Below are 22,199 nucleotides of genomic sequence, written 5' to 3' on the forward strand. Positions count from 1 at the left end.
GCGATCGCTGCCCTGATCGCCTCAGCCGCCGCCGATCGGTGTGATCACCTTTCCGGTTCCGCCGCATTCGGGGCAGGTGCGGCCGTCGATCATGCCTGACCCGGCGCAGCGGCGACAGATATTCTCGCCCGCGCCAGCAGTGCCTGGCGGGACTTCGTCGGCATTGAGTTCGCCGAATTGCTCGGGGGCTTCGCCAACTTGCTCGGGTTTGCCTTGCAGCTTGTCTCGCAACCGGGCGACCGCCGCCTCGTCGGCTTCAAGCGGCGTGCTGCTGTCGTCGGGCAGGCCTTCGCCGGATTGGCCTATGGTTTCGTTGCGCGGCCTGTCGGTGGTGCCTGTCGTTATCTTTGCTTTCTGAGCCATTGCCTGTGACCCTGTGCAGCTCTTGCGGTTCGAACGCCTCAACTGTGCAGAGGTTCCGTTGGCAACTGTCCGCCGCCGGCGCGGACGAAAAGTGGCAAACAGCCAGTGCATCCAGGCTGAAACGGCACGAGATCAGAGGGTGCCGCCGAAATTCGGGATGCGCGGGAGAGTTTGCTCGCACGATCAACGTCAAACGCGGGCGTCCGAACGTCTCGGTCCGGTCATGGAGGGATGGGCAGGGCAATCGCATATGGCGCTCCCCCTCTCCGTCTCGGCTTCGCCGAGCCACCTCTCCCCCATTTCATGGGGGCGAGGAACCAAGCTTCCATGGCTGCGAGCTCGGCGGATGGCGTGCCGCGCCTAGACGATGCACGCGGTAAGCGCCGCTGTGCTCGCAATGGCAGAATCTTTGAGAGAATATTCCCGGCTTCGCATCAGGCGAGAAACGCGGTTCTTTGATCCGACGGCCAGCATCCCCGATGCTGTGAACAAGGCTTCGCACTTCGCCTAGCCAGCATGATTAAACAATGGACGGGATTCATCATGATCGGGAATACCAACACTTTGCTATCGTCCTTTTCGGCAACTATAAATCGCCGCACAGGTCTTGCATTACTTTTCGCTTCCGCTGTCGCAATTGCCGGTTTGGCTGCCCCCAGTTCGGCCTTTGCCGAGGACAAGAAGGCGATCAAGGTCGGCATCATCAGCGGCGAGGATGAAGACGTATGGCGCGTCGTCACCGCGCAGGCGGCAGAGAAGGGGCTGACGATCGAGACCGTGGTGTTCAACGACTACACCCAGCCCAACGAGGCGCTGCAGCGTGGCGAAATCGACGCCAACGCCTTCCAGCACAAGCCCTATCTCGACAGTCAGATCAAGACGCAGGGCTATCACATCGTCCCCGTCGGCTATACCGGCGTCTGGCCGATCGGCCTTTATTCCAAGAAACACAGTGCGGTCGCCGACCTGCCCGAGGGCGCCGTCATCGGCGTGCCGAACGACCCGTCCAATGAAGGCCGGGCGCTGCGCGTCCTGCAGAACGAAGGCCTGATCAAGCTGAACGACGGCACCGGCATCCTGACGACAACGGCCGACATCGCCGCCAACCCGAAGAAACTGGTCATCAAGGAGCTCGACGCCGGCATCGTCGGACGTTCGGTGGAAGACCTCGACGCGGCGGTGGTCAACACGGATTGGGCGCTGAAAAGCGGCCTGACCCCCGAAAACCGCATCGCGCAGGAGCCGATCGCCGACAATCCGTATCGCAACTTCATCGCGGTGAAGGCCGGCAGCGAGAACGAGCCCTGGGTGAAGACGCTGGTGGCTTCCTATCAGAACGAGGCGGTAAAGGCCGAGTTCGACAAGGTCTACAAGGGCACCGGCACCAGCGCCTATTGATAAGATATGGATCCGGGGCGTCCCGGATATGAAAAGCGGTCCGCGCCCAACGCGCGGGCCGCAATCCTATTTTACGGACCGCCGAAACAGGAAGGCCATGAACCAGCATTTCCCCGCAACTGCCGAGCTACCGGTCGGCACCCCGGAGCGGCCGGACGATGTCGTGCAGATCACCGCGCTGAAGCGCCGCTTCGGCGCGACGCCGGCGCTCGACGGCGTGTCGCTCGCTGTGCGCAAGGGCGAAATCCTCGGCATCATCGGCCGCAGCGGCGCCGGCAAGTCGACGCTGATCCGCTGCCTTAACGGTCTGGAGCGGCCGGATTCCGGCCAGGTCTTCATCGAAGGCCGCGAGATCAGCCGGCTCGGCGAGCGCGAATTGCAGCCGCTCAGGCGGCGCATCGGCATGATCTTCCAGCATTTCAACCTGCTTTCGGCCAAGACCGTCGAGGACAATGTGGCGCTGCCGCTCAAGATCGAAGGCCGCCCCAGGGCCGAACGCCTGGCGCGCGCGACCGAGCTGCTCGAGCTCGTCGGCCTGTCGGAGAAGGCCAAAGCCTATCCGGCATCGCTGTCGGGCGGCCAGAAGCAGCGCGTCGGCATTGCCAGGGCGCTTGCCTCCCGTCCCGCGCTGCTGCTCTCGGACGAAGCCACCTCGGCGCTGGACCCGGAGACGACCCGCTCGATCCTTGCGCTTTTGAAGGACATTAACCGGCAGCTCGGCCTGACCATTCTGCTGATCACCCATGAGATGGAGGTGATCCGCTCGATCGCCGACCGCGTCGCGGTGATCGATGCCGGCCGCATCGTCGAGGAAGGACCGGTGTGGTCGGTTTTTGCCGATCCGAAGTCGGCGATCACACAGAGCCTGCTTAGCGGCATCCGGCCGCAATTGCCTGCGGAGATCGCAAGCCGGCTAACGCAGGGCGCCGGCACGGAGGCGATCCTGAAAATCGACGTGGCGGGTGAGGCGGCGCGCGGCCCGCTGCTGTCCGACCTTGCCGCAGCGGTTCCCGGCTCATTCCGCCTCGTTCATGGCGGCATCGACCATGTCCAGCGGCAGCCTGTCGGCACGCTGTTCCTGGCCGTGCCGGCTGCCGATGTAAATCATCTTGAACAAGTGATCGCGTGTCTGAAGGCTCGCGAGGCGCGGGTGGAGGTGCTTGGCCATGTCGCCAATTCTGTTTGAGCTCTTGCTTCGTTCGATCTGGGAGACGATCCTGATGACCGGCGCGTCCGGATTCATTTCGCTGGTGTTCGGCCTGCCGCTCGGCCTGGCGCTGGTTGCCACCGACCGTGGCGGCATCGCCGAAAGCCTTTGGGTGAATCGCATCCTCGGCGCTGTCATCAACGGCTTCCGCTCGGTGCCGTTCATCATCCTGCTGGTGGCGCTGATCCCGGTGACGCGGCTGATCGTCGGCACCTCGATCGGCACCTGGGCTGCCATCGTGCCGCTGTCGATCGCGGCCACGCCCTACTATGCACGCATCGCCGAAGTGTCGCTGCGCGAGGTCGACCACGGGCTGATCGAAGCGGCGCGCGCCATGGGCGGCAACCGCTGGACGATCATCCGCGAGGTGCTGGTACCGGAAGCCCTGCCCGGCATCGTCGCCGGCTTCACGGTGACGCTGGTGACGCTGATCGGCGCCTCGGCAATGGCCGGTGCCATCGGTGCTGGCGGGCTAGGCGACCTCGCAATCCGCTACGGCTACCAGCGCTTCGAGACGTCAGTCATGGTCGCCGTGGTCATCGTGCTGATCATCCTGGTCTGCGGCATCCAGTGGGCCGGCGACCGGCTGGTGGCCAGGCTGGATCACAGGGGGTGAGCCGGCTGAACATATGGGATCGGAGGCCTCCCGAATTTCGTCATACCAGGGCGGAGCAGCCGCGAAGCGGCGTCGCGGAGACCCTGGTATCCATGCCGTGACGCGGGGTGACGTGCGCAGCGGAGCAGAATTCTGCATGGTGGTGACGCGTTAGAGTCGCGGCATGGATCCTCGGGTCTGCGCTGCGTCGCTTCGCTCCTTGCTCCGCCCGTGGATGACGAAGTGACGGGTGCTTCAGCAAATCGCCAATGGTCGAAGCGTCTAGGCTCGCAATCTTACCCCTTCCGGATCGAAGAACGGCATCGTCGACACCACCGCGCGTGTCGGCGTGCCGTCGATGTCGATGCTGAGTTCCGTTCCGATCTGCGTGAATGGCAGCCGCAGATGCGCGGTCGCCAGCACCTTGCCCAGGGAATAGCCGTGGTCGCTGTAGGTGACGACGCCGGCGTCTTCGCCATCGGCCAGAACCCGCGCATTCGCAGCGGCCGGCGTGCCGCCTTCGACGATCAGCCCGGTCCAGCGCTCGCCGACGCCTGTGTCGCGGACCTTGAGCAGCGCCTCGCGGCCGACGAAGTCGCCCTTGTCGAACTTGATCCAGCGGTCGAGCCCGACATGGAACGGTGTGCGGCTTTCATCCATGTCGATGCCATGCGCGGGATAGGCTTTTTCCAGACCAAGCGTGAACATCGCCAGCACGCCATAGGGTTTCAGGCCGAAGTCCGCCCCCGTCCGCATCAGCGCATCCCAGACGGAGGTCGCCTCGTCGGCCGGCACGAACAGCTCGAAACCGAGCTCGCCGGTCACGCCGGTGCGTGAGATCAGCAGCTTCGTCTCGCCGATGCGCGCTGTGGTGAACGACCAGCGTTTCAAGCCATCCAGATCGGCGTCCTGCACCAGCACCTTCAAAAACTCGCGCGAGCGCGGCCCCTGTATCGTCGGGAAGGCGATGGCCGCGGTGATGTCGGTGACATAGGCGTTTCGGCCCTCGGCGTGATGCAGCAGCCAGGGCAGCATCTTCTGGCGATTGACCGATCCGGTCACCAGCATGAAATGCTCGGGCCCGAGCCTGAACACCGTGAGGTCGTCCATGATGCCGCCGTCCTCGCGGCAGATGGTCGAATAGCGCACCTGGCCCGGTCGCATGGCAGCGGCATCGTTGACGATGACGTGGTTGACCAGGGCCTCGGCGTCCGGCCCCTTGATGTCCATCTTGCCCATGGTGCTGAGGTCCTGGACACCGACACTTTCGCGGGTGTTCAGATGCTCGTCGGCAATGCCGGAGTAATATTTGGCCGAAATGAAATCGCCGCCGACCCGGCCCATCGTCGCACCCAATCCGATGATGCTGCTATAAAAAGGGGAACGCCGTTCGGCCAAGAAAGTCTCCATCTTCACGAAAACGGCAGCGCCGGACAGCGCTGCCGAAGGCGTTTGTCGTCGGTCTCAGCTGCCGTAGACGTCGAAGGCGAAATACTTGTCGTTGATTTCCTTGTATTTGCCGTTGGCGCGCAGCGCGTCGATCGCCGCATCGAGTTTGTCGGCCAGCTCCTTGTTGCCCTTCTGCAGCGCGATGCCGACGCCCGGGCCATGGATGGCCGGGTCGGGAGCCAAGGTGCCGAGCAATTTGCAGCAGGCGCCTTCGGGCTTCTTGAGCCATTCGGTCAGCAGGATAGAGCCGTCCATCACCGCGTCGAGGCGGCCGTTGACCATGTCGGTGCGGGCGTCGTCGCCGGTCGGATAGGGCTTGATGGTCGAGCCCGCGTATTTCTGCTCGGCGAAATTCTGGTGGATCGTAGCGCTTTGCACGCCCAGCGCCTTGCCTTTCAGATCCTCGGGCGAAGTGCCTGTGACGGTCGAATCCTTCGGCACCGCGATGGCCGGCGGCGTCTGGTAGTATTTGTGGGTGAAATCGACCTTCTCGGCCCGCTCCGGCGTTATGGTGATGTTGATGATGGCGTCGAACTTGCCGGCCTGCAGTGCCGGGATCGAGCCGTCGAAATCCTGCACGACGAACTCGCATTCGGTCTTCATCTCGGCACAAAGCGCTGTACCGAGATCGATGTCGAAGCCGCCCAGCGTGCCGTCGGCATTGGCATAGTTGAAGGGCGGATAGGCGCCTTCAGTGCCGAGCCTGAGTTTCTTGTCCTGGGCAGAGGCAGCACCCGTGGCGGCAATTATGGCGACGGACGCGGCAAGCACGAAACGACCGAAAAGGCGCATGATCCAATCTCCGTTGATAGGGGCAAGTCTACGGGGTTTTGCACCCCCCGCGGAGACGGAAACGACATGCGCTGCGGCGATCACGGCGTTAGCCGGCGCGCGTCCTTGTCGTGGCTGGCCGGTCGATCGCCCGCCCGTCTGCCGACAGGGCGACACCGAATTTCTCGCTGGCTTCCTCGGGCGTGTAATAGCCCAGGGCGACATCCCTCAGCACCAGTTCCGGGTCGCGCTGCAAGGGATCGCCATAGCCGCCACCGCCAGGCGTGCCGACGCGCACACGGTCGCCGGCCTTCAGCGCGATGTCCTGCTCCTTGGAGAGATGCGCAGGCACATGTTCCTCGCCGTCGCGGAACACGGTCACCGTGTTGACTGCGCCGTCCTTGCCGCCGAGTGCGCCTTGCGGGCCGAAGCGGCCATGATCCATGACGAAGGAGGCGCGGGCATCGCCGCGCAGGATCTCGACCTCATAGGCGAGGCCAAAGCCGCCGCGATGCTTGCCGGCGCCGCCCGAGCCTTCGCGCAAGGCATAATGCCGGTAGAGCACCGGGAACGCCTGCTCCATGATCTCGACCGGCGGCGACTTGGAGATACCGATAGTCGAGCAGCCATTGGTCAAGCCGTCATGGTCGGCATTGCCGCCATAGCCGCCGCCGGAGATCTGGTACATGACGTAATCGCGGCCGCGCGCCGGATCGTTGCCGCCCAGCGCGAAATTGCCGCTTGAGCCGGCGGGAGCCGCCGTCACCTTGTCCGGCAGGGCCTGCACCATCGCCGCGAACACCGCCTCGGCGATGCGCTGCGAAACCTCGGCCGCGCAGCCCGACACCGGTCGCGGATATTTTGCGTCGAGGAAGGTGCCTACCGGCCGCTTGACATCAAGCGGCTCGAAGGCGCCGGCGCTGATCGGCACGTCGGGGAAAATATGGCGCATGGCGAGATAGACCGAGGACAAGGTCGTCGCCAGCACGCTGTTCATCGGCCCGGCGCAGGGCTTTGACGAGCCTGAGAAATCGAAACTGAGCGTGTCGCCCTGTTTCTCCACAGCAAGCGCGATGGTCAGTGGTTCGTTCACCACCCCGTCGGAATCGACGAAGGCCTTGGAGTGGTAGACGCCATCGGGGATGGCCGCGATGTTTGCGCGCATCTGTTCGGCGGCGCGACGGCGCAGCTCAGCGATCGCTTCGACAGCCGTTTCGTTACCGTAACGATCCAGGATTCCGTTGAGACGGTCCTGCCCGATCAGCAGTGCTGCCGCCTGCGCCCTGATGTCGCCGATGCGCTGGTCGGCGACACGGATGTTCGAGCAGATGATGGCGTAGATCTCGGGATCGAGAACGCCCTTCTTGAACAGTTTCACCGGCGGCAGCCGCAGCCCTTCCTGTTCGACTGCCGTCGCCGAGGCGGAAAAGCCGCCTGGCACCGAGCCGCCGATGTCGGGCCAGTGGCCGGTGTTCGACAGCCAGCAGAAGATCCTTCCGTCCCGGTAGACCGGCATGGCGAAGCGTACATCCATCAGATGGGTGCCGCCGAGATAGGGGTCGTTGACGATGTAGATGTCGCCCGGCTCGGGCGGCAGGCAGCGTCCGTCGGCGATCATCTCGATCACCGTCCTGGTCGAATACTGCATGACGCCGACGAACACCGGCAGGCCCTGGCTGCCCTGCGCGATCAGCGAGCCATCGACCGCCGAATAGATGCCGTCGGAGCGGTCGTTGGCCTCGGCAATGACAGGCGAGAAGGCAGCGCGCGAGAAGGTCAGGTCCATCTCGTCGCAGACCTGCTGCAGCGCCGCCTGGATGACCGAGAGCGTGATGGCGTCGAGCTTTTCCATCTCAGGCCTCACCGATGTCGATGATGATGTTGCCGTCGGCGTCCGATCGCGCCCGATCGCCGGGTTCCAGCACGGTGGTGGCATCCATCTGTTCGAGGATCGCCGGCCCTTCGATGACGGCGCCGAGCGGCAGTTCTTCCCTGACGTAGACCGGCGTGTCGTGCCACGTACCGGCGTACCATACTGGCCGGATCTCGCGCCGTGCCTCATCGAGCGTCTTGGCGCGGCCAGCCGGGTCGATCAGCCGGGACAGATCGATCGCCGGTCGCACGCCGGTCACCGAGGTGTTGAGGTTGACCAGATTGGCGCGGATTTCCGGCAGTTCGACCTTGAAGCGGGCGAAATAGGCCTTTTCGAACAGTTGCTGCAGCACGTCGCGTGTCACCGCGGACGACGGCAGCGGCACGTTGATGATGTGGGTTTGGCCGACGAACTGCATGTCGGCCGAATGCGTGACGCGGATCGTCTCCGGCTTCACCGCTTCCTTGCCAATCAGTTCCTCGCCTTCGTTTCGGTGCCGTTCCAATATAGCGTGAAGCTGGGATTCGTCGAGCCTCGCTACCGGCTGGTTGACCGTGTTTACGAAATCGTGCCTGAGATCGGCGACGACGCAGCCGAGCGCATTGGTGATGCCGGGCCGCGCCGGCACCAGCACTTTGGGCAGGCCGAGCTCGCGCGCCAGTGCGGTCGCATGCAGCGGCCCGGCGCCGCCGAAGGCGAACAGCGCGAAATCGCGCGGGTCGTGGCCGCGCGACACCGAGACCATGCGGATGGCGCCGGCCATCTTCAGGTTGCCTAGTCGCAGCACCGCTCCCGCCGCCTCGACGCCGGACAGGCCGGTAGGTCGGCCGATCCGGTCCTCGAATATGCCGGTAACGTGCTCGACGGTGACGGGATTTTCGACCGCCAGCAGCTTTTTCGGCGCCAGCCGGCCCAGCACCAGATTGGCGTCGGTGATGGTCGGCTCGCCGCCGTCGCGCCCGTAGCAGATCGGGCCGGGATTGGCGCCGGCACTTTCCGGGCCGATCTGGATCAGGCCTGCCGCATCGACGCGGGCGATCGAGCCGCCGCCGGCGCCGACCGTATGCACCGCCACCATCGGCACATGGATCGGCATTGCATATTCGATCTCGATCTCGTTCGACACCGCCGGTTCGGCATTGCGGATCAGCGCGACGTCGGTCGAGGTGCCGCCCATATCGTAGGTGACTAGGTTTTCGAAGCCGGCGCGTTTTCCCGTATAGGCCGCGGCGATGACGCCGGACGCGGGACCGGACATGACGGTCTTGGCCGACTCACGCGTGACGAAACGCGCCGAGATCATGCCGCCATTGCCGTTCATGATCAGGAAGTCGCGGGCGTAACCCTTGGCCGCCAGTTCCTTGCGCAGCCGCTCGACATAGCGCTCGAGGATCGGCTGCACCGAGGCGTTGACCGAGGCGGTGACGCCGCGCTCGAATTCGCGCGCTTCCGACAGCAGCGCGTGCCCCGTCGTGATGTAACCGTTCGGCCAAAGCTCGGCGGCGATCTCGGCGGCGCGCCGCTCATGCCCCGGATTGGCGTAGGAATGCAGGAAATGGATGACGAGGGATTCGCAGCCGGCGGCGATCAACTGCGAAACCGCTGCGCGCATCTCGGCTTCGTCGAGCGGAATGCGCACCGCGCCCGAGGCTTCGACGCGCTCCGATACTTCGAGCCGCAAATTGCGTGGAATAATCGGGACGAAGCTGCCCGTCATGCCATAGGCTTGCGGCCGTGTCCGCCGGCCAAGCTCGATGACATCGCGAAAGCCGCGCGTGGTGATCATGCCGGTTTTGGCCAGCCGGCGCTCCAGCACCGCGTTGGTGGTGGTCGTCGTGCCATGCACGATGAGGTCGATGCCGTCGATGGGAAAGCCGGTGGCGCCAAGCGCCGAAACGACGCCGAAGGCCTGGTTGTCGATAGTGGTCGGGGTCTTGGCGATATGCACCCGGCCACCGTCTCGGCCGTCGATCAGAAGCAGGTCGGTAAAGGTTCCGCCGACATCGATGCCGGCGACGACGCTGCCCAGGGAATCCTGCGCCTGCGCCGAAAAATTCTCTTTCATTGCCGAAACCCGAAATGCCAGGACTGCTTACATGTCTCAGTTTGGAAAGGCGTTTTACGCCAGCGTCTTGACGCAAATATCATTTGTATACTAATAAATTCCGGACACAAGAGCTTACCGCTTCGCAGTGTGCAAACGGCACGCCGGAACCTGATCGGTTCGGGCGCGCAGGAGAAGGTTTGGCGTCAGCACCTCGGGTTGGGCCAGAAGGTTAGGTTTGATGAACACCACATCCGCGCTCAACACCGCTGGCGCCCGGCCGTTGCAGTTCCCGATACCGGCCAATGTTTACGCCGAAACCGTGGTCTCGGTGAAGCACTACACCGACCGGCTGTTCTCGTTCCGCATCACCCGGCCGCAGTCGCTGCGTTTCCGCTCCGGCGAGTTCGTCATGATCGGCCTGCCCAATGCCGAGAAGCCAGTGTTTCGCGCCTATTCGATCGCCAGCCCGTCCTGGGACGACGAACTGGAATTCTTCTCGATCAAGGTGCCGGACGGCCCGCTGACCTCGCAGCTGCAGAAAATCCAGATCGGCGACACCGTCATCATGCGGCAGAAGTCGACCGGCACGCTGGTGGTCGACGCGCTGACCCCGGCCAAGCGTCTGTTCATGATCTCGACCGGCACCGGCATCGCGCCCTTCGCCAGCCTGCTGCGCGATCCCGATACCTATGAGAAGTTCGAGCAGGTGATCCTGACCCACACCTGCCGCGACATCGCCGAACTCACCTACGGCCAGGAGCTGGTCGCGGCGCTGGAGAACGATCCGCTGATCGGCGAGCTGACCGGTGGACGCGTCACCCTCTACAATTCGACGACGCGCGAAACTTCCGAGCGCATGGGCCGCATCACCGCGCTGATCGGCTCGGGCAAATTCTATACCGATCTCGGCATCGACAAGCTCGACCCGGAGACCGACCGCATCATGATCTGCGGCTCGATGCATATGCTCAAGGACGTCAAGGAACTGGCCGAAAGCCTCGGCTTCCACGAAGGCTCGCTGAGCCATCCGTCGAGTTTCGTCGTCGAGCGCGCCTTCGTCGGCTGAGGCGCCCACAATCAGCGTTCGCTGCATTCAAACATGATTTTGACCATGCGGTCAAAATCAGCTGCTTTCGCAGCCTTTTTCCGCTATGACCGCCTGAAGGACTCGTGAAGCGCTGCTTCACGGTCTATCTTCGGCACAAGTCATAGAGTGAAAGGGCAGGAGATGAGCAGCACAATCCGCGAAGCCGATCTCGGACCTTCCAAGATCACGCCGCTGCCGGCGCGCACCGCCGCCAACGCGCCGGCGTCGCAAGCACACGGCATTGCCCGCAATCCCGGCATGAAGCTTGATCTCGGCTTCATGGAATCGATGCGCAGCGTCAACCGCTCGGCGCTGGAACGGCGCGTCGCCAGTCTGACCAAACGACGCTCGATCAAGGCCGATAACCAGGCCGCCTGGCTGCTGCGCGCCGTCGCCTGCATGGATCTGACCACGCTGAACTCGAACGACACCGAAGAGCGCGTGCGCCGGCTCTGCGCCAAGGCGGTCAATCCGTTCCGCCGCGATATCGTCGAAGGCCTCGGCATTGCTGGTGAAAAGATCCGCCCGGCGGCGGTCTGCGTCTATCACCCCTTCATCGCCACCGCCGTCGAGGCGCTGCGCGGCACCGGCATCCATGTCGCCGCCGTATCCACCGCGTTTCCGCACGGCCTCACCCCGCTTTCGACGCGCCTGCAGGAGATCGAAGCCTCGGTGAGCGACGGCGCCGACGAGATCGACGTCGTCATTCCGCGCGGGCTGGTCTTCGCGGCGAAATGGCAGGAACTCTATAACGAGATCGTCTCAATGCGCGCTGCCTGCGGCGAGGCGCATCTGAAGGTCATCCTCGGCACCGGTGACCTCGCCACGCTGCGCAACGTCATGCTCGCCTCGATGGTGGCGATGATGGCGGGCGCGGACTTCATCAAGACCTCGACCGGCAAGGAAAGCGTCAACGCGACATTGCCCGTCGGCCTTGCCATGGTACGCGCCATCCGCGCCTATTTCGAGGAAACCGGCTATCTCATCGGTTTCAAGCCGGCCGGCGGCATTTCCACCGCCAAGGCTTCGCTCGACTGGCTGGTGCTGATGAAGGAAGAGCTTGGCCGGCCATGGCTGGAGCCGGAACTGTTCCGCTTCGGCGCGTCGAGCCTGTTGACCGACATAGAGCGCCAGCTCGAGCACCATCTGACCGGCCACTATTCGGCCAATCATCGCCACGCGATGGCGTGATTTCGGAGCGCTCCATGAATATTCTCGAACGCTATCACGCCATGGACTACGGTCCGGCGCCGGAAGCCCGCAACGAGGCCGATGCCTGGCTTGCCGCGCGCGACTTCTCCAAAGCCCTGTTCATCGGCGGCGACTGGAAGGCAGCAGCAGGCGGCAAGACTTTCGACACCAGCGACCCGTCTTCGGGAAAATTGCTGGCCAAGGTCTCGGATGCGAGTGCCGCCGATATCGACGCAGCGGTTTCGGCCGCGGCCAAAGCGCTGCCGAAATGGAGCGCCAGATCAGGCTATAGCCGAGCCAAAGTGCTCTACGCCATCGGCCGTGCCATGCAGCGCCACCAGCGCCTGTTCGCGGTGCTTGAGACAATCGACAACGGCAAGCCGATCCGCGAAAGCCGCGACATCGACGTGCCGCTGGCCATCCGCCATTTCATCCACCATGCCGGCTGGGCGCAGGCGCTGGACAGGGATTTCCCCGGCCAAAAGGGCGTCGGCGTCGTCGGCCAGATCATCCCGTGGAACTTCCCGCTTTTGATGCTGGCATGGAAGATCGCGCCGGCGCTCGCCGCCGGCTGTACTGTGGTGCTTAAGCCGGCGGAGTTCACGCCGCTCACCGCCATCCTGTTCGCCGAGATCTGTGAACGATCGGGCGTGCCGAAGGGCGTCGTCAACATCGTCCAGGGCGGGCCGGAGGCCGGCGCGGCAATCGTCAACCATCCCGGCATCCAGAAGATCGCCTTCACCGGTTCGTCCGAGGTCGGCAAGATCATCCGCAAGGCCACTGTCGGGTCGGGCAAGAAACTATCGCTGGAACTTGGCGGCAAGTCGGCCTTCGTCGTGTTCGAGGATGCCGATCTCGACAGCGCCGTCGAAGGACTGGTCGACGGCATCTGGTTCAACCAGGGCCAGGTCTGCTGTGCCGGCTCGCGCCTTTTGGTGCAGGAAGGCATCGCCGACGCCTTCATCGCCAAGGTCAAGACGCGGATGAGCCGGTTGCGCGTCGGTAGTCCACTCGACAAGAACACCGATATCGGGCCATTGGTCGACTCGACCCAGCTCGATCGGGTCAAGGGTCTGGTCGCCGAAGGCGCCAAGCAGGGCGCCGTCTGCTGGCAACCTGACGTGGCGCTGCCGTCCTCCGGCTATTATCACCTGCCGACACTGGCGACAGGCGTTTCGCCGGCTAACATCCTGGCGCAGGAAGAGGTGTTCGGGCCGGTGCTGGCGACCATGAGTTTCCGCAACACTGAGGAAGCGGTCGAGCTTGCCAACAACACGCGCTACGGGCTGGCAGCCTCGGTGTGGAGCGAGAACGTCAATCTTGCGCTGCACGTCGCACCGCAATTGAAGGCCGGCGTGGTCTGGATCAACGGCACCAACATGTTCGATGCCGCCTGCGGCTTTGGTGGCTACCGCGAAAGCGGTTTTGGCCGCGAAGGCGGGCGCGAGGGCATGTTCGAATATCTCTCGGCAAAACTGCCGCTCGGCCCCGTCATCAAGGCGGCAACGTCATCGGCCCAGCTGATCGAGCAGGTCGAAAGCGATGGCATTGACCGCACGGCAAAGCTGTTCATTGGCGGCAAGCAGGTCAGGCCGGACGGCAATTATTCGATCGCTGTGGCCACCGCCAAGGGCAAGCTTGCCGGTGAGGTCGGTCTCGGCAGCCGCAAGGATATCCGCGACGCCGTCTCGGCTGCACGCGCCTGCAAGGGCTGGCCGGAGGCGACCGCCTACAACCGCAGCCAGGTGCTTTATTATCTGGCCGAAAATCTGTCAGGCCGTTCCGACGGGTTTGCCGCGCGCATCACTGAGCTGACCGGCGCCACCGCCAAGGCCGCGCGCGAAGAGGTCGAGCTGTCGATCGAGCGGCTGTTTCTCTATGCCGGCCTAGCCGACAAATTCGAGGGACGCGTGCATCAGCCGCCGGCCCGCGCAGTCACGCTGGCGCTGCACGAGCCCGTCGGCGTCGTCGGCATCGTGGCATCCGACAATGCGCCCCTGCTCGGCCTGATCTCGCTGGTGGCGCCGGCTCTCGCCATGGGCAACACCGTGGTCGCGGTGGCTTCGGAACGGTACCCCCTGCTCGCCACCGATCTCTATCAGGTCATCGAATATTCCGACGTTCCGGCTGGCGCCATCAACATCGTCACCGGCCGCAGCGCCGAACTCACCGGCGTGCTGGCAAAGCATGACGACGTCGACGGGCTCTGGGTGTTCGCCGATGCCGAGACCTGCGCCAAGGCCGAAGCTGACTCGATCGGCAATCTCAAGCGCGTCTGGACCGGCAACGGCCGCAGCCTCGACTGGGCGTCGGTCGAGGCCGCCGGCGATGCCTTCCTGCGCCGCGCCGTGGAGGTCAAGAACGTCTGGGTGCCCTACGGCGATTGAACGGTCGCCTTTGGCGCGGTGTCGGACGAGACGCGTTCGGGCTTGACGGCAGAAATGATGTTCTTTACCGAGAAAAAACATTTGCCCCTAAGCGAACGGCGATACAGGCGGCATGGTAGTGCCTATCTGGCACATTGCGCCCTGGCCGCGTGCCGGTAAAAACCGGGCGGCCACAGAGGAGAAAAGCATGGCGGATCTGGCAGGCAAGATCGTTGTCGTCACGGCGGCGGCACAAGGCATCGGCCGAGCGAGCGCTCTGGCTTTCGCCAAGGCAGGCGCCGTCGTTCATGCCACCGACATCAACGAGGTGATGCTCGCCGAACTTGGCAAGACGCCCGGGATCAAGGCCCGCAAGCTCGACGTGCTGAACGACGACGCGGTGAAAGCCGGCTTCGCCGAGATCGGCGCCGTCGACGTGCTGTTCAACTGCGCCGGCTTCGTCCATTCCGGCTCGATCCTCGAGATGAAGGACGGCGATCTCGACTTTGCGTACGATCTCAATGTCCGCTCTATGATCCGCACCATCCGCGCCGTGCTGCCCGGCATGCTTGAGCGCGGCGACGGCTCGATCATCAACATGGCGTCGCTGGCCAGTTCGACCAAGGGCGTGCCGAACCGTTTCGTCTACGGGGTGACCAAGGCTGCCGTCATCGGCCTGACCAAATCGGTTGCCGCCGACTATGTCGGCAAGGGCATACGCTGCAATGCCATCTGCCCCGGCACGGTCGAAAGCCCGTCGCTGCAGGACCGCATGCATGCGCAGGGCGACTACGAGGCGGCCCGCGCCGCCTTCATCGCCCGCCAGCCGATGGGCCGCCTCGGCACACCCGAGGAAATCGCCGATCTCGCCGTCTATCTGGCCGGCGCCACCTATACGTCGGGGCAGGCTTATAATATCGACGGTGGCTGGTCGATTTAAGAGGCCTCCGGCCGCAATCAGGAGAAAATGAATGAAACTGCTGCGCTATGGCGAAGTGGGGAGCGAACGCCCCGGCATGCTCGACGCGGACGGGACGATCCGTGATCTCTCCGCCCATGTCACCGACATTGCCGGCAAGGCGCTCGATCCGGCATCGCTCGAGACATTGTCGAAGCTCGATCCGAAATCGCTTCCGGCGGTTTCCGGCAAGCCGCGCATCGGCGCCTGCGTCGCCGGCACCGGCAAATTCATCTGCATCGGCCTGAACTATTCCGATCATGCCGCCGAAACCGGCGCCACCGTGCCGCCGGAGCCGATCATCTTCATGAAGGCAAGCTCGGCCATTGTTGGACCTGATGACGACGTGCTGATTCCACGCGGCTCGGTCAAAACCGACTGGGAAGTCGAGCTTGGCGTGGTCATCGGCAAGACCGCGAAATATGTCACCGAGGCCGAGGCGCTGGACTATGTCGCCGGCTACTGCGTCGCGCATGACGTCTCCGAGCGCGCCTTCCAGGCCGAGCGACAGGGCCAGTGGACCAAGGGCAAGTCCTGCGACACGTTCGGGCCGATCGGCCCATGGTTGGTGACCAAGGACGAGGTGAAGGACCCGCAGAACATCCCGATGTGGCTGAAGGTCAACGGCAAGACGATGCAGAACGGCTCGACCAAGACCATGGTCTATGGTGTCGCCTATCTCGTTTCCTATCTCAGCCAGTTCATGTCGCTGCATCCGGGCGACATCATCTCGACCGGCACGCCGCCCGGCGTCGGCCTGGGCATGAAGCCGCCAGTGTTCCTGAAGGCCGGCGATATCGTCGAACTCGGCATCGAGGGACTCGGTCAGCAGAAGCAGACGTTCAAGGCTGACGTATAAGAGTTCATTCTCGACGGTTCGCGCAGCCCCTCATCTGGCTACCGCCATCTTCTCCCCGTGAACGGGGAGAAGGACGCCGTCATCAACTATTTCGCCAATCGCCAACGGTGCAGGAAGAGCTCCGAGGCCGGGGGCCAGCTCTTTCTCCCCGTAAACGGGGAGAATGCCCAGCAGGGCAATGAGGGGCAGTACCGACCTTTGCCGCGAAGCTACTTCAGCACCCTGCCATCCGCCCCGAACCGGTACGTCCTTGCCGGATCCGGCGTCGCATAAAGCGTAGCACCGGGTTCGGCATTATAGACGCCGAAGATGCGCACGGTGATCAGCCCGGCTTTTTCGCAATCGAGATAAAGATTGGTGTCGGCACCGAGATGCTCGGCATGGACGACCGTGCCTTTCCAGGCGCCGGATTTCGGATCGACAGTCAGATGCTCAGGCCGGACGCCGATGGTCTTGGCCGTCTCACCAAGCCTGGCACCATCGACGAAATTCATCTTCGGCGAGCCGATGAAGCCGGCGACGAACTCATTTGCCGGCGAATTGTAGAGTTCCATCGGTCCGCCGATCTGCTCGATCTTCCCGGCGTTGAGCACGACGATCTTGTCGGCCAGCGTCATCGCCTCGACCTGGTCGTGGGTGACATAGATCATCGTCGCCTTCAGCCGACGATGCAGTTGCGCAATCTCCAGCCTGGTGTTGACGCGGAGTGCTGCATCAAGGTTGGACAGCGGCTCGTCGAACAGAAAAAGCTTGGGCTCGCGCACCACGGCTCGGCCGATGGCGACGCGCTGGCGCTGGCCGCCGGACAGCTCGGCCGGCCGCCTCTGGAGATAAGGCTCCAGCGACAGCATCGACGAGGCGATGCCGATGCGGCGGTCGATCTCGGCCGCCGGCGTGCCCGCCTGCTTGAGGCCGAGGCCCATATTGTTCTTCACCGTCAGATGCGGGTAGAGCGCATAGGTCTGGAAGACCATGGCGATGCCGCGTTTGGCCGGCGGCGTTGCGGAGACGTCCGCGCCGTCAATCACCACACGCCCCGAGGTCGAATCTTCCAATCCGGCGATGACCCTGAGCAGGGTCGACTTGCCGCAGCCGGAGGGGCCGACGAAGACGACGAATTCGCCATCGGTCACTTCGAGGTTGATGCCTTTCAGCACCTCGACCGGCCCAAAGGCCTTCTTCACATTCTCGATGTTCAGCGAGCCCACGGCTTCGTCCCTGTTCTAGAGTTTGACTGGTCTAGAGTCTGATCGGGGCGCCGCTGCGAACGCTCTCGTCGGCGGCAAGGCAGACGGCGAGCGACTTCACCGCGTCGTCCATATGGCGGGTCAAGTCGAGATCCTCGCGGATCGCCTTGAGCAGAAAAGCCTGTTCGAGATCGCAAAGATCCTGATGGCCGGGCTCACCCTCCATCGACAGCATCTCATCCGCTTTGACGAACTTACCGTCCGCGCCGGTTGCCGCACTGTGCAGGCGGATGGTCGAGGTCTTGGTGTGGGTGTCGATGTCGTCGGATCGAACACCTTCCTTCATGACGATCGACACGCAGCCCTTGGGCGAGATCACGTCCTTCACGAAGAAAGCGGTCTCCGAAATCATCGGCCCCCAACCGGCCTCGTACCAGCCGACGGACCCGTCGTCGAACAGCACTTGCAGATGGCCGTAATTGTACATCGAGGGCGCGATCTCATCGGTCAGCCGCAGCCCCATGCCGCGCACCTCGACCGGTCTGGCGTCGGTGATCTGCAGCATCACGTCGAGATAGTGGACACCGCAATCGACGATCGGCGACGTCGTCTGCATCAATTGCTTGTGCGTCTCCCAGCTATGGCCGGAGGATTGCTGGTTGAGATTCATGCGGAACACGTAAGGGCCGCCCAGCTTGCGCGCCTCGGCGATCAGCCTGATCCAGGACGGATGATGGCGCAGGATGTAGCCGATCACCAGTTTCTTGCCGTTGGCCTTGGCCGCCGCGACGACACGTTTCGCATCCGCCACCGTCGTCGCCAGCGGCTTTTCGACGAAGACATCGCAGCCTGCTTCGAACGCCCTCACCGCATAGTCGGAATGGCTGTCGGAATAGGTGGCGATGCAGGCGACATCGGGTCTTTCGTCGCGCAGCGCCTCGTCGAAGGAGCGCCTGATATCATAGCCGGAAAGGCCGGCCGGCAGCGGCACGTCGGAGCGGTTGATCAGCGCCGCGATGTCGAAGCCCGGATTGGTATGATAGGCCAGCGCGTGGCTGCGGCCCATATTGCCGAGGCCGGCGACGACGACGCGAAGGGGTTCAGCCATTTCAATCTGCCTTTTCTTGCCTGCGGGCTGCGAGCGCCACCATTACGTGTGACCCGCATTCTCGCGCGACCCGCAAAGCTGCGTCCTCGCTGTCACAGAGGGACAAAAGCCGGAAGCCATAGGCGTCGACTCCGCCCTTGATGATCGAAAGCCGTTGTTCGACCGGCAGCGGATACTCAAGATTGAGTGCCTGCGTGAGCATCTTTGATTGCTCGTCTTCCATCACCGAATTGACACGCCAGCGGATGTGACAATTGTGCTCTTTCGGCCGGCGCTCCGGCCCGAGCCTCGTAAACCAGACGGCGGCGTTGAGATAGAACTGTGGTCCCCAGGACGATTTCTGAAGGTTGAGCAAGCAGATCGTCTCTGGCCACTCTCGGTAGAAATTCGTGGCGCGGACTCCTCGAAATCCATAGCGGCTTGCCGTCTCGGCAAGGCTCTGGACGACAATGTCTCGCCCCTCGTTCACTTGACCGCTCCCGAAGTAATGCCGCGGATCAGTTGCCGCGAGAAGATGACGTAGAGGATCAGCACCGGCATGATCGCCAGCGACAATGCCGCCAGGATCGCGTTCCAGTTGGTGACGAACTGGCCAAGGAACAGCTGGGCGCCGAGCGTCACCGTCTTGGTCTCTTCCGACGGCGCCAGGATCAGCGGGAACCAAAGATCGTTCCAGATCGGGATCATGGTGAAGACGGCGACGGTTGCCATCGATGGCCGTACCAGCGGCAGCACCAGCCGGAAGAAGATGGTGTATTCGGACAGCCCATCGATGCGGCCGGCATTCTTCAAATCGTCGGACACCTGTTTCATGAACTCCGACAGGATGAACACCGCCAGTGGCAGGCCTTGTGCGGTGTAGACCAGGATCAGCGCCGTCAGCGTATTGACCAGCCCGCTCGCCACCATCAATTGCAGGATGGCGACGGTGCCGAGGCGAATCGGGATCATGATGCCGAGCGCGAGATAAAGCCCCATCATCGTGTTACCGCGAAAGCGGTATTCCGACAGCGCGAAAGCGGCCATGGCGCCGAACAACAGCACGAAGAACAGCGAGGCGACGGTGACGACGAGGCTGTTCTGGAAATAGTGGATGAAGTCGCCCTGCCCGATCACGGTGGTGTAGCCGATCAGGTCGAAGGTTTTTGGCGTCGGCGGCGTTAGCGGCGCGCCAAAGATGCCGGCGCGGGATTTAAATGAATTCATGATGACGATGATCACCGGAAACAGCGCAATCACCGTATAGGTCAACAGCACCGCATGGGCGCCGATGGTGCGGGGCAGGGAGCGGGTTGCCGTGCTCATGTCTGGCGCCTCAGAACTGGTAGCGACGCAGGCGCGTCTGGACGAGGAAGAGATAGATGCAGACGCCGCCAAGGATGATCAGGAACATCATCGTGGCGATCGCCGCGCCCATGTTGGGATCGCCGACCTGTAACTGGAAGCCGAAGAAGGCGCGGTAGAGGAAGGTGCCGAGAATATCGGTCGAATAGTTCGGTCCGGCAAGTGCGCCTTGCGCGGTGTAGATCAGGTCGAAGGCGTTGAAATTGCCGACAAAAGTCAGGATCGAGATGATACCGATCGACGGCAGGATCAGCGGCAGCTTGATCTTCCAGAATTGCGACATGCCGGATATGCCGTCGCATTCGGCAGCCTCGATCACCTCATCGGGGATGGACAGCAATGCCGCATAGATCAGCATCATCGGAATGCCGACGAACTGCCACACCGAGATCAGGCTGAGCGTCGTCAGCGCATATTGCTCCTTGCCCAGCCACGGCGTGAACAGGCTTTTGAGGCCGACAAGATCCATCAGGTTCGGTGCCACGCCCCATAGCGGCGACAGGATCAGCTTCCAGGCGAAGCCGACGATGACGAAGGACAGGATCGTCGGCACGAAGATCGCCGTACGGTAGAAGGCGGAGAATCTCAGCCTCGGGCTGGACAGAAGTGCGGCCAGCAGGACGCCGATCGGGTTCTGCACAACCATGTGGATGACGAAGAACCAGACGTTGTTGCGCAGTGCATTCCAGAAATTGACCGACCAGTTCGGATCGCCGAACAGCCTGCGGAAGTTTTCGAACCCAACGAAGACCTGAGCCTGATCGATGTTGCGGAACAGCGAGAGCTGCAGCGTGCCGGCCAGCGGCAGGATCATGATCGCCGTATAGACCAGTAGCGCCGGCGCCAGGAAGACGACGATATGCCAGCGGAACGGTCGTTTCGGTGCTGCGGCCATGAATTCGGTCCCCGCCGATCAGGTTTCTTGCAATTGCCGCCAAAAGGCGCGGCGCCTCCCTCCTTCAAGGGGAGGGTGCCTCGCGAAGCGAATGGGGTCGGCCAAGGCAGCGCGCCATCATGATCCCGACCGTGCTTTCCAGCAACGATCAGGTCGCAGCCTGCCTCCACCAACCCCCTCTGTCGCCTTCGGCGACATCTCCCCCCTCGAGGGGGGAGATCGCAGCGCTCCGCCTTGGCTCTTACTTCGCCGGCTTATACCAGCTGTCGAGGCCGTCCTGCAGCTTCTTGGCCGCAGCTTCCGGCGTGACGGTGCCGTTGATGACGTTGGCCGATTCGACCCAGGTCTCGTTCTCGAGATTCGGCGTGCCGCGCGACAGGATCTGGTAAGTCGAGCGGATCGTCGGCTTGCACTTGTCGCGCCAGGAGACGAATTCCTGCGCCAGCGGGTCTTCCATCTTCACCGGGGTGTTGTTCAGGCTGAAGAAGCCCGGCAGCGCGTTGGCGTAGATGGTGGCGAAATCGGGCGAGGCGACCCAGGTCAGGAAGGTCTTGGCGGCGTCCGCATTCTTCGACGCCGCATTGAGGCCCATGCCGATGTCGGTGTGGTCGGATATGTAGCAGGTGTCGCCGGCCTTCTGCACCGGCGGCGGGAATGCGCCCATCTTGAACTGCGCCTGGGTGTTGAACAGGCCGATTTCCCACGAGCCGGCAGGGTAGATGGCGGCGCGGCCGAGCGTGAACAGGTTCTGGCTGTCCGGATAGGTCTGTGCCTCGAAGCCGTCACCAAGATAAGGCTTCCACTTGGCAAGTTCGGCAAAGGGCGCGACCCATTCGGGGTCGGTCAGCTTCTGCTCGCCCTTGATCAGCGCCAGACGGCCTTCCTCGCCCTTCCAGTAGTTCGGGCCGATGTTCTGGTAGCCCATGGTTGCGGCTTCCCAGAGATCCTTGGTGCCCATCGCCATCGGGATGTAGGTGCCGTCGGCCTTGATCTTGTCGAGCGCGGCGTAGAATTCCTCATTTGTCGTCGGCACCTTGATGCCGAGCTGGTCGAAGGCGTCCTTGTTGTAGATGAAGCCGTGGATGACGGAAGCCATCGGCACGCAGAAGCTCGACTTGCCGTCGTCGGTCTGCCAGGCGGCCTTGGCGACGTCGGAGAAATTCTCCATGCCAGGCAGCGTCGAGATGTCGGCGAGGTTGCCCTTCTTGAAGAGCTCCAGCGACTTGTCAAACGGGCGGCAGGTGATCAGGTCACCCGCCGAGCCGGCGGCAAGCTTGGCACCGAGTGCGGCGTCATACTCGGTCGGCGCCGACGGCGCGAACACCACCTTGATACCCGGGTTCTTGGCTTCGAAGGCCGGGATCAATTTGTCCTTCCAGATGGCAAGGTCGTCGCCACGCCAGCTTTCGATGTTGAGCGTTACGTCCTGGGCATAAGCCATTCCGGCTGAGCCGAGAATGCTGGTGCCGAGAAGAAGTGCCGCCAGTAATTTCGTTGTCAT

Annotated in this window: 19 protein-coding genes; 8 read left to right on the forward strand and 11 right to left on the reverse strand. The window is 63.3% G+C overall.

The features are described from left to right. Positions 1-21: 21 nt before the first annotated feature. Entirely contained in the window at positions 22-363 is a 342-nt protein-coding gene (locus AC0L26_RS14375) for a hypothetical protein (RefSeq protein WP_473633105.1), read from the reverse strand. 543 nt (positions 364-906) lie between these two features. Between AC0L26_RS14375 and AC0L26_RS14380 the strand changes: the two genes are divergently transcribed. The 3 genes from AC0L26_RS14380 to AC0L26_RS14390 all read left to right on the forward strand — a co-directional run bounded on the left by AC0L26_RS14380 (position 907) and on the right by AC0L26_RS14390 (position 3,584). Further along, a complete protein-coding gene (locus tag AC0L26_RS14380) occupies positions 907-1,761 on the forward strand; it encodes a MetQ/NlpA family lipoprotein (RefSeq protein ID WP_473633106.1) in 855 nt (284 codons plus the stop codon). A gap of 97 nt (positions 1,762-1,858) precedes the next feature. Then, the gene (locus AC0L26_RS14385; RefSeq protein ID WP_473633107.1) at positions 1,859-2,947 is read left to right on the forward strand and encodes a methionine ABC transporter ATP-binding protein; all 1,089 of its coding nucleotides are present in this window, start codon (positions 1,859-1,861) and stop codon (positions 2,945-2,947) included. Then, positions 2,928-3,584: a methionine ABC transporter permease gene (locus AC0L26_RS14390; RefSeq protein ID WP_473633108.1), complete on the forward strand. Its 657-nt coding sequence runs from the start codon at positions 2,928-2,930 to the stop codon at positions 3,582-3,584. The genes AC0L26_RS14385 and AC0L26_RS14390 overlap by 20 nt, the downstream gene beginning before the upstream one ends. 261 nt (positions 3,585-3,845) lie before the next feature. Here the strand turns inward: AC0L26_RS14390 and AC0L26_RS14395 are convergent, their stop codons facing one another. From AC0L26_RS14395 to AC0L26_RS14410, 4 genes are all read right to left on the reverse strand, one after another. Then, on the reverse strand, positions 3,846-4,961 hold the full coding sequence (locus AC0L26_RS14395) for an aminomethyl transferase family protein (RefSeq protein WP_473633109.1): 1,116 nt from the start codon (positions 4,959-4,961) through the stop codon (positions 3,846-3,848). Positions 4,962-5,027: 66 nt separating this feature from the next. Beyond that, positions 5,028-5,804: an ABC transporter substrate-binding protein gene (locus tag AC0L26_RS14400; RefSeq protein WP_473633110.1), complete on the reverse strand. Its 777-nt coding sequence runs from the start codon at positions 5,802-5,804 to the stop codon at positions 5,028-5,030. Between the two features lie 88 nt (positions 5,805-5,892). Beyond that, on the reverse strand, positions 5,893-7,635 hold the full coding sequence (locus tag AC0L26_RS14405) for a hydantoinase B/oxoprolinase family protein (protein WP_473633111.1): 1,743 nt from the start codon (positions 7,633-7,635) through the stop codon (positions 5,893-5,895). A gap of 1 nt (position 7,636) precedes the next feature. Further along, positions 7,637-9,721 carry a hydantoinase/oxoprolinase family protein gene (locus AC0L26_RS14410; RefSeq protein ID WP_473633112.1) on the reverse strand — a complete coding sequence of 695 codons (2,085 nt, stop codon included), beginning with the start codon at positions 9,719-9,721 and terminating at the stop codon, positions 7,637-7,639. A 220-nt stretch (positions 9,722-9,941) separates the two neighbouring features. On the opposite strand from AC0L26_RS14410, the gene AC0L26_RS14415 reads away from it, so the two are divergent. From AC0L26_RS14415 to AC0L26_RS14435, 5 genes are all read left to right on the forward strand, one after another. Continuing rightward, positions 9,942-10,769: a ferredoxin--NADP reductase gene (locus AC0L26_RS14415; protein ID WP_473633113.1), complete on the forward strand. Its 828-nt coding sequence runs from the start codon at positions 9,942-9,944 to the stop codon at positions 10,767-10,769. Between the two features lie 162 nt (positions 10,770-10,931). Further along, positions 10,932-11,981 carry a deoxyribose-phosphate aldolase gene (deoC, locus tag AC0L26_RS14420; RefSeq protein WP_473633114.1) on the forward strand — a complete coding sequence of 350 codons (1,050 nt, stop codon included), beginning with the start codon at positions 10,932-10,934 and terminating at the stop codon, positions 11,979-11,981. 14 nt (positions 11,982-11,995) lie between these two features. Next, on the forward strand, positions 11,996-14,368 hold the full coding sequence (locus tag AC0L26_RS14425) for an aldehyde dehydrogenase family protein (RefSeq protein ID WP_473633115.1): 2,373 nt from the start codon (positions 11,996-11,998) through the stop codon (positions 14,366-14,368). 187 nt (positions 14,369-14,555) lie between these two features. Continuing rightward, a complete protein-coding gene (locus AC0L26_RS14430) occupies positions 14,556-15,287 on the forward strand; it encodes an SDR family oxidoreductase (protein WP_473633116.1) in 732 nt (243 codons plus the stop codon). Between the two features lie 31 nt (positions 15,288-15,318). Beyond that, entirely contained in the window at positions 15,319-16,164 is an 846-nt protein-coding gene (locus AC0L26_RS14435) for a fumarylacetoacetate hydrolase family protein (protein ID WP_473633117.1), read from the forward strand. A 209-nt stretch (positions 16,165-16,373) separates the two neighbouring features. Here the strand turns inward: AC0L26_RS14435 and AC0L26_RS14440 are convergent, their stop codons facing one another. From AC0L26_RS14440 to AC0L26_RS14465, 6 genes are all read right to left on the reverse strand, one after another. Beyond that, entirely contained in the window at positions 16,374-17,372 is a 999-nt protein-coding gene (locus tag AC0L26_RS14440) for an ABC transporter ATP-binding protein (protein WP_473633118.1), read from the reverse strand. 31 nt (positions 17,373-17,403) lie between these two features. Continuing rightward, positions 17,404-18,459, reverse strand: coding sequence for a Gfo/Idh/MocA family protein (locus tag AC0L26_RS14445; protein ID WP_473633119.1), 1,056 nt, complete (start codon positions 18,457-18,459; stop codon positions 17,404-17,406). Position 18,460: 1 nt separating this feature from the next. After that, a complete protein-coding gene (locus tag AC0L26_RS14450) occupies positions 18,461-18,928 on the reverse strand; it encodes a DUF4304 domain-containing protein (RefSeq protein ID WP_473633120.1) in 468 nt (155 codons plus the stop codon). Further along, a complete protein-coding gene (locus AC0L26_RS14455; protein WP_354490026.1) occupies positions 18,925-19,764 on the reverse strand; it encodes a carbohydrate ABC transporter permease in 840 nt (279 codons plus the stop codon). Before AC0L26_RS14455 ends, AC0L26_RS14450 begins: the two co-directional genes overlap by 4 nt. A gap of 10 nt (positions 19,765-19,774) precedes the next feature. Continuing rightward, positions 19,775-20,698, reverse strand: a complete 924-nt coding sequence (locus AC0L26_RS14460) for a carbohydrate ABC transporter permease (RefSeq protein WP_473633121.1) — start codon at positions 20,696-20,698, stop codon at positions 19,775-19,777. A 241-nt stretch (positions 20,699-20,939) separates the two neighbouring features. Next, positions 20,940-22,199: an ABC transporter substrate-binding protein gene (locus tag AC0L26_RS14465; protein ID WP_473633122.1), complete on the reverse strand. Its 1,260-nt coding sequence runs from the start codon at positions 22,197-22,199 to the stop codon at positions 20,940-20,942.

The organism is Mesorhizobium sp. WSM4823, assembly GCF_055811195.1.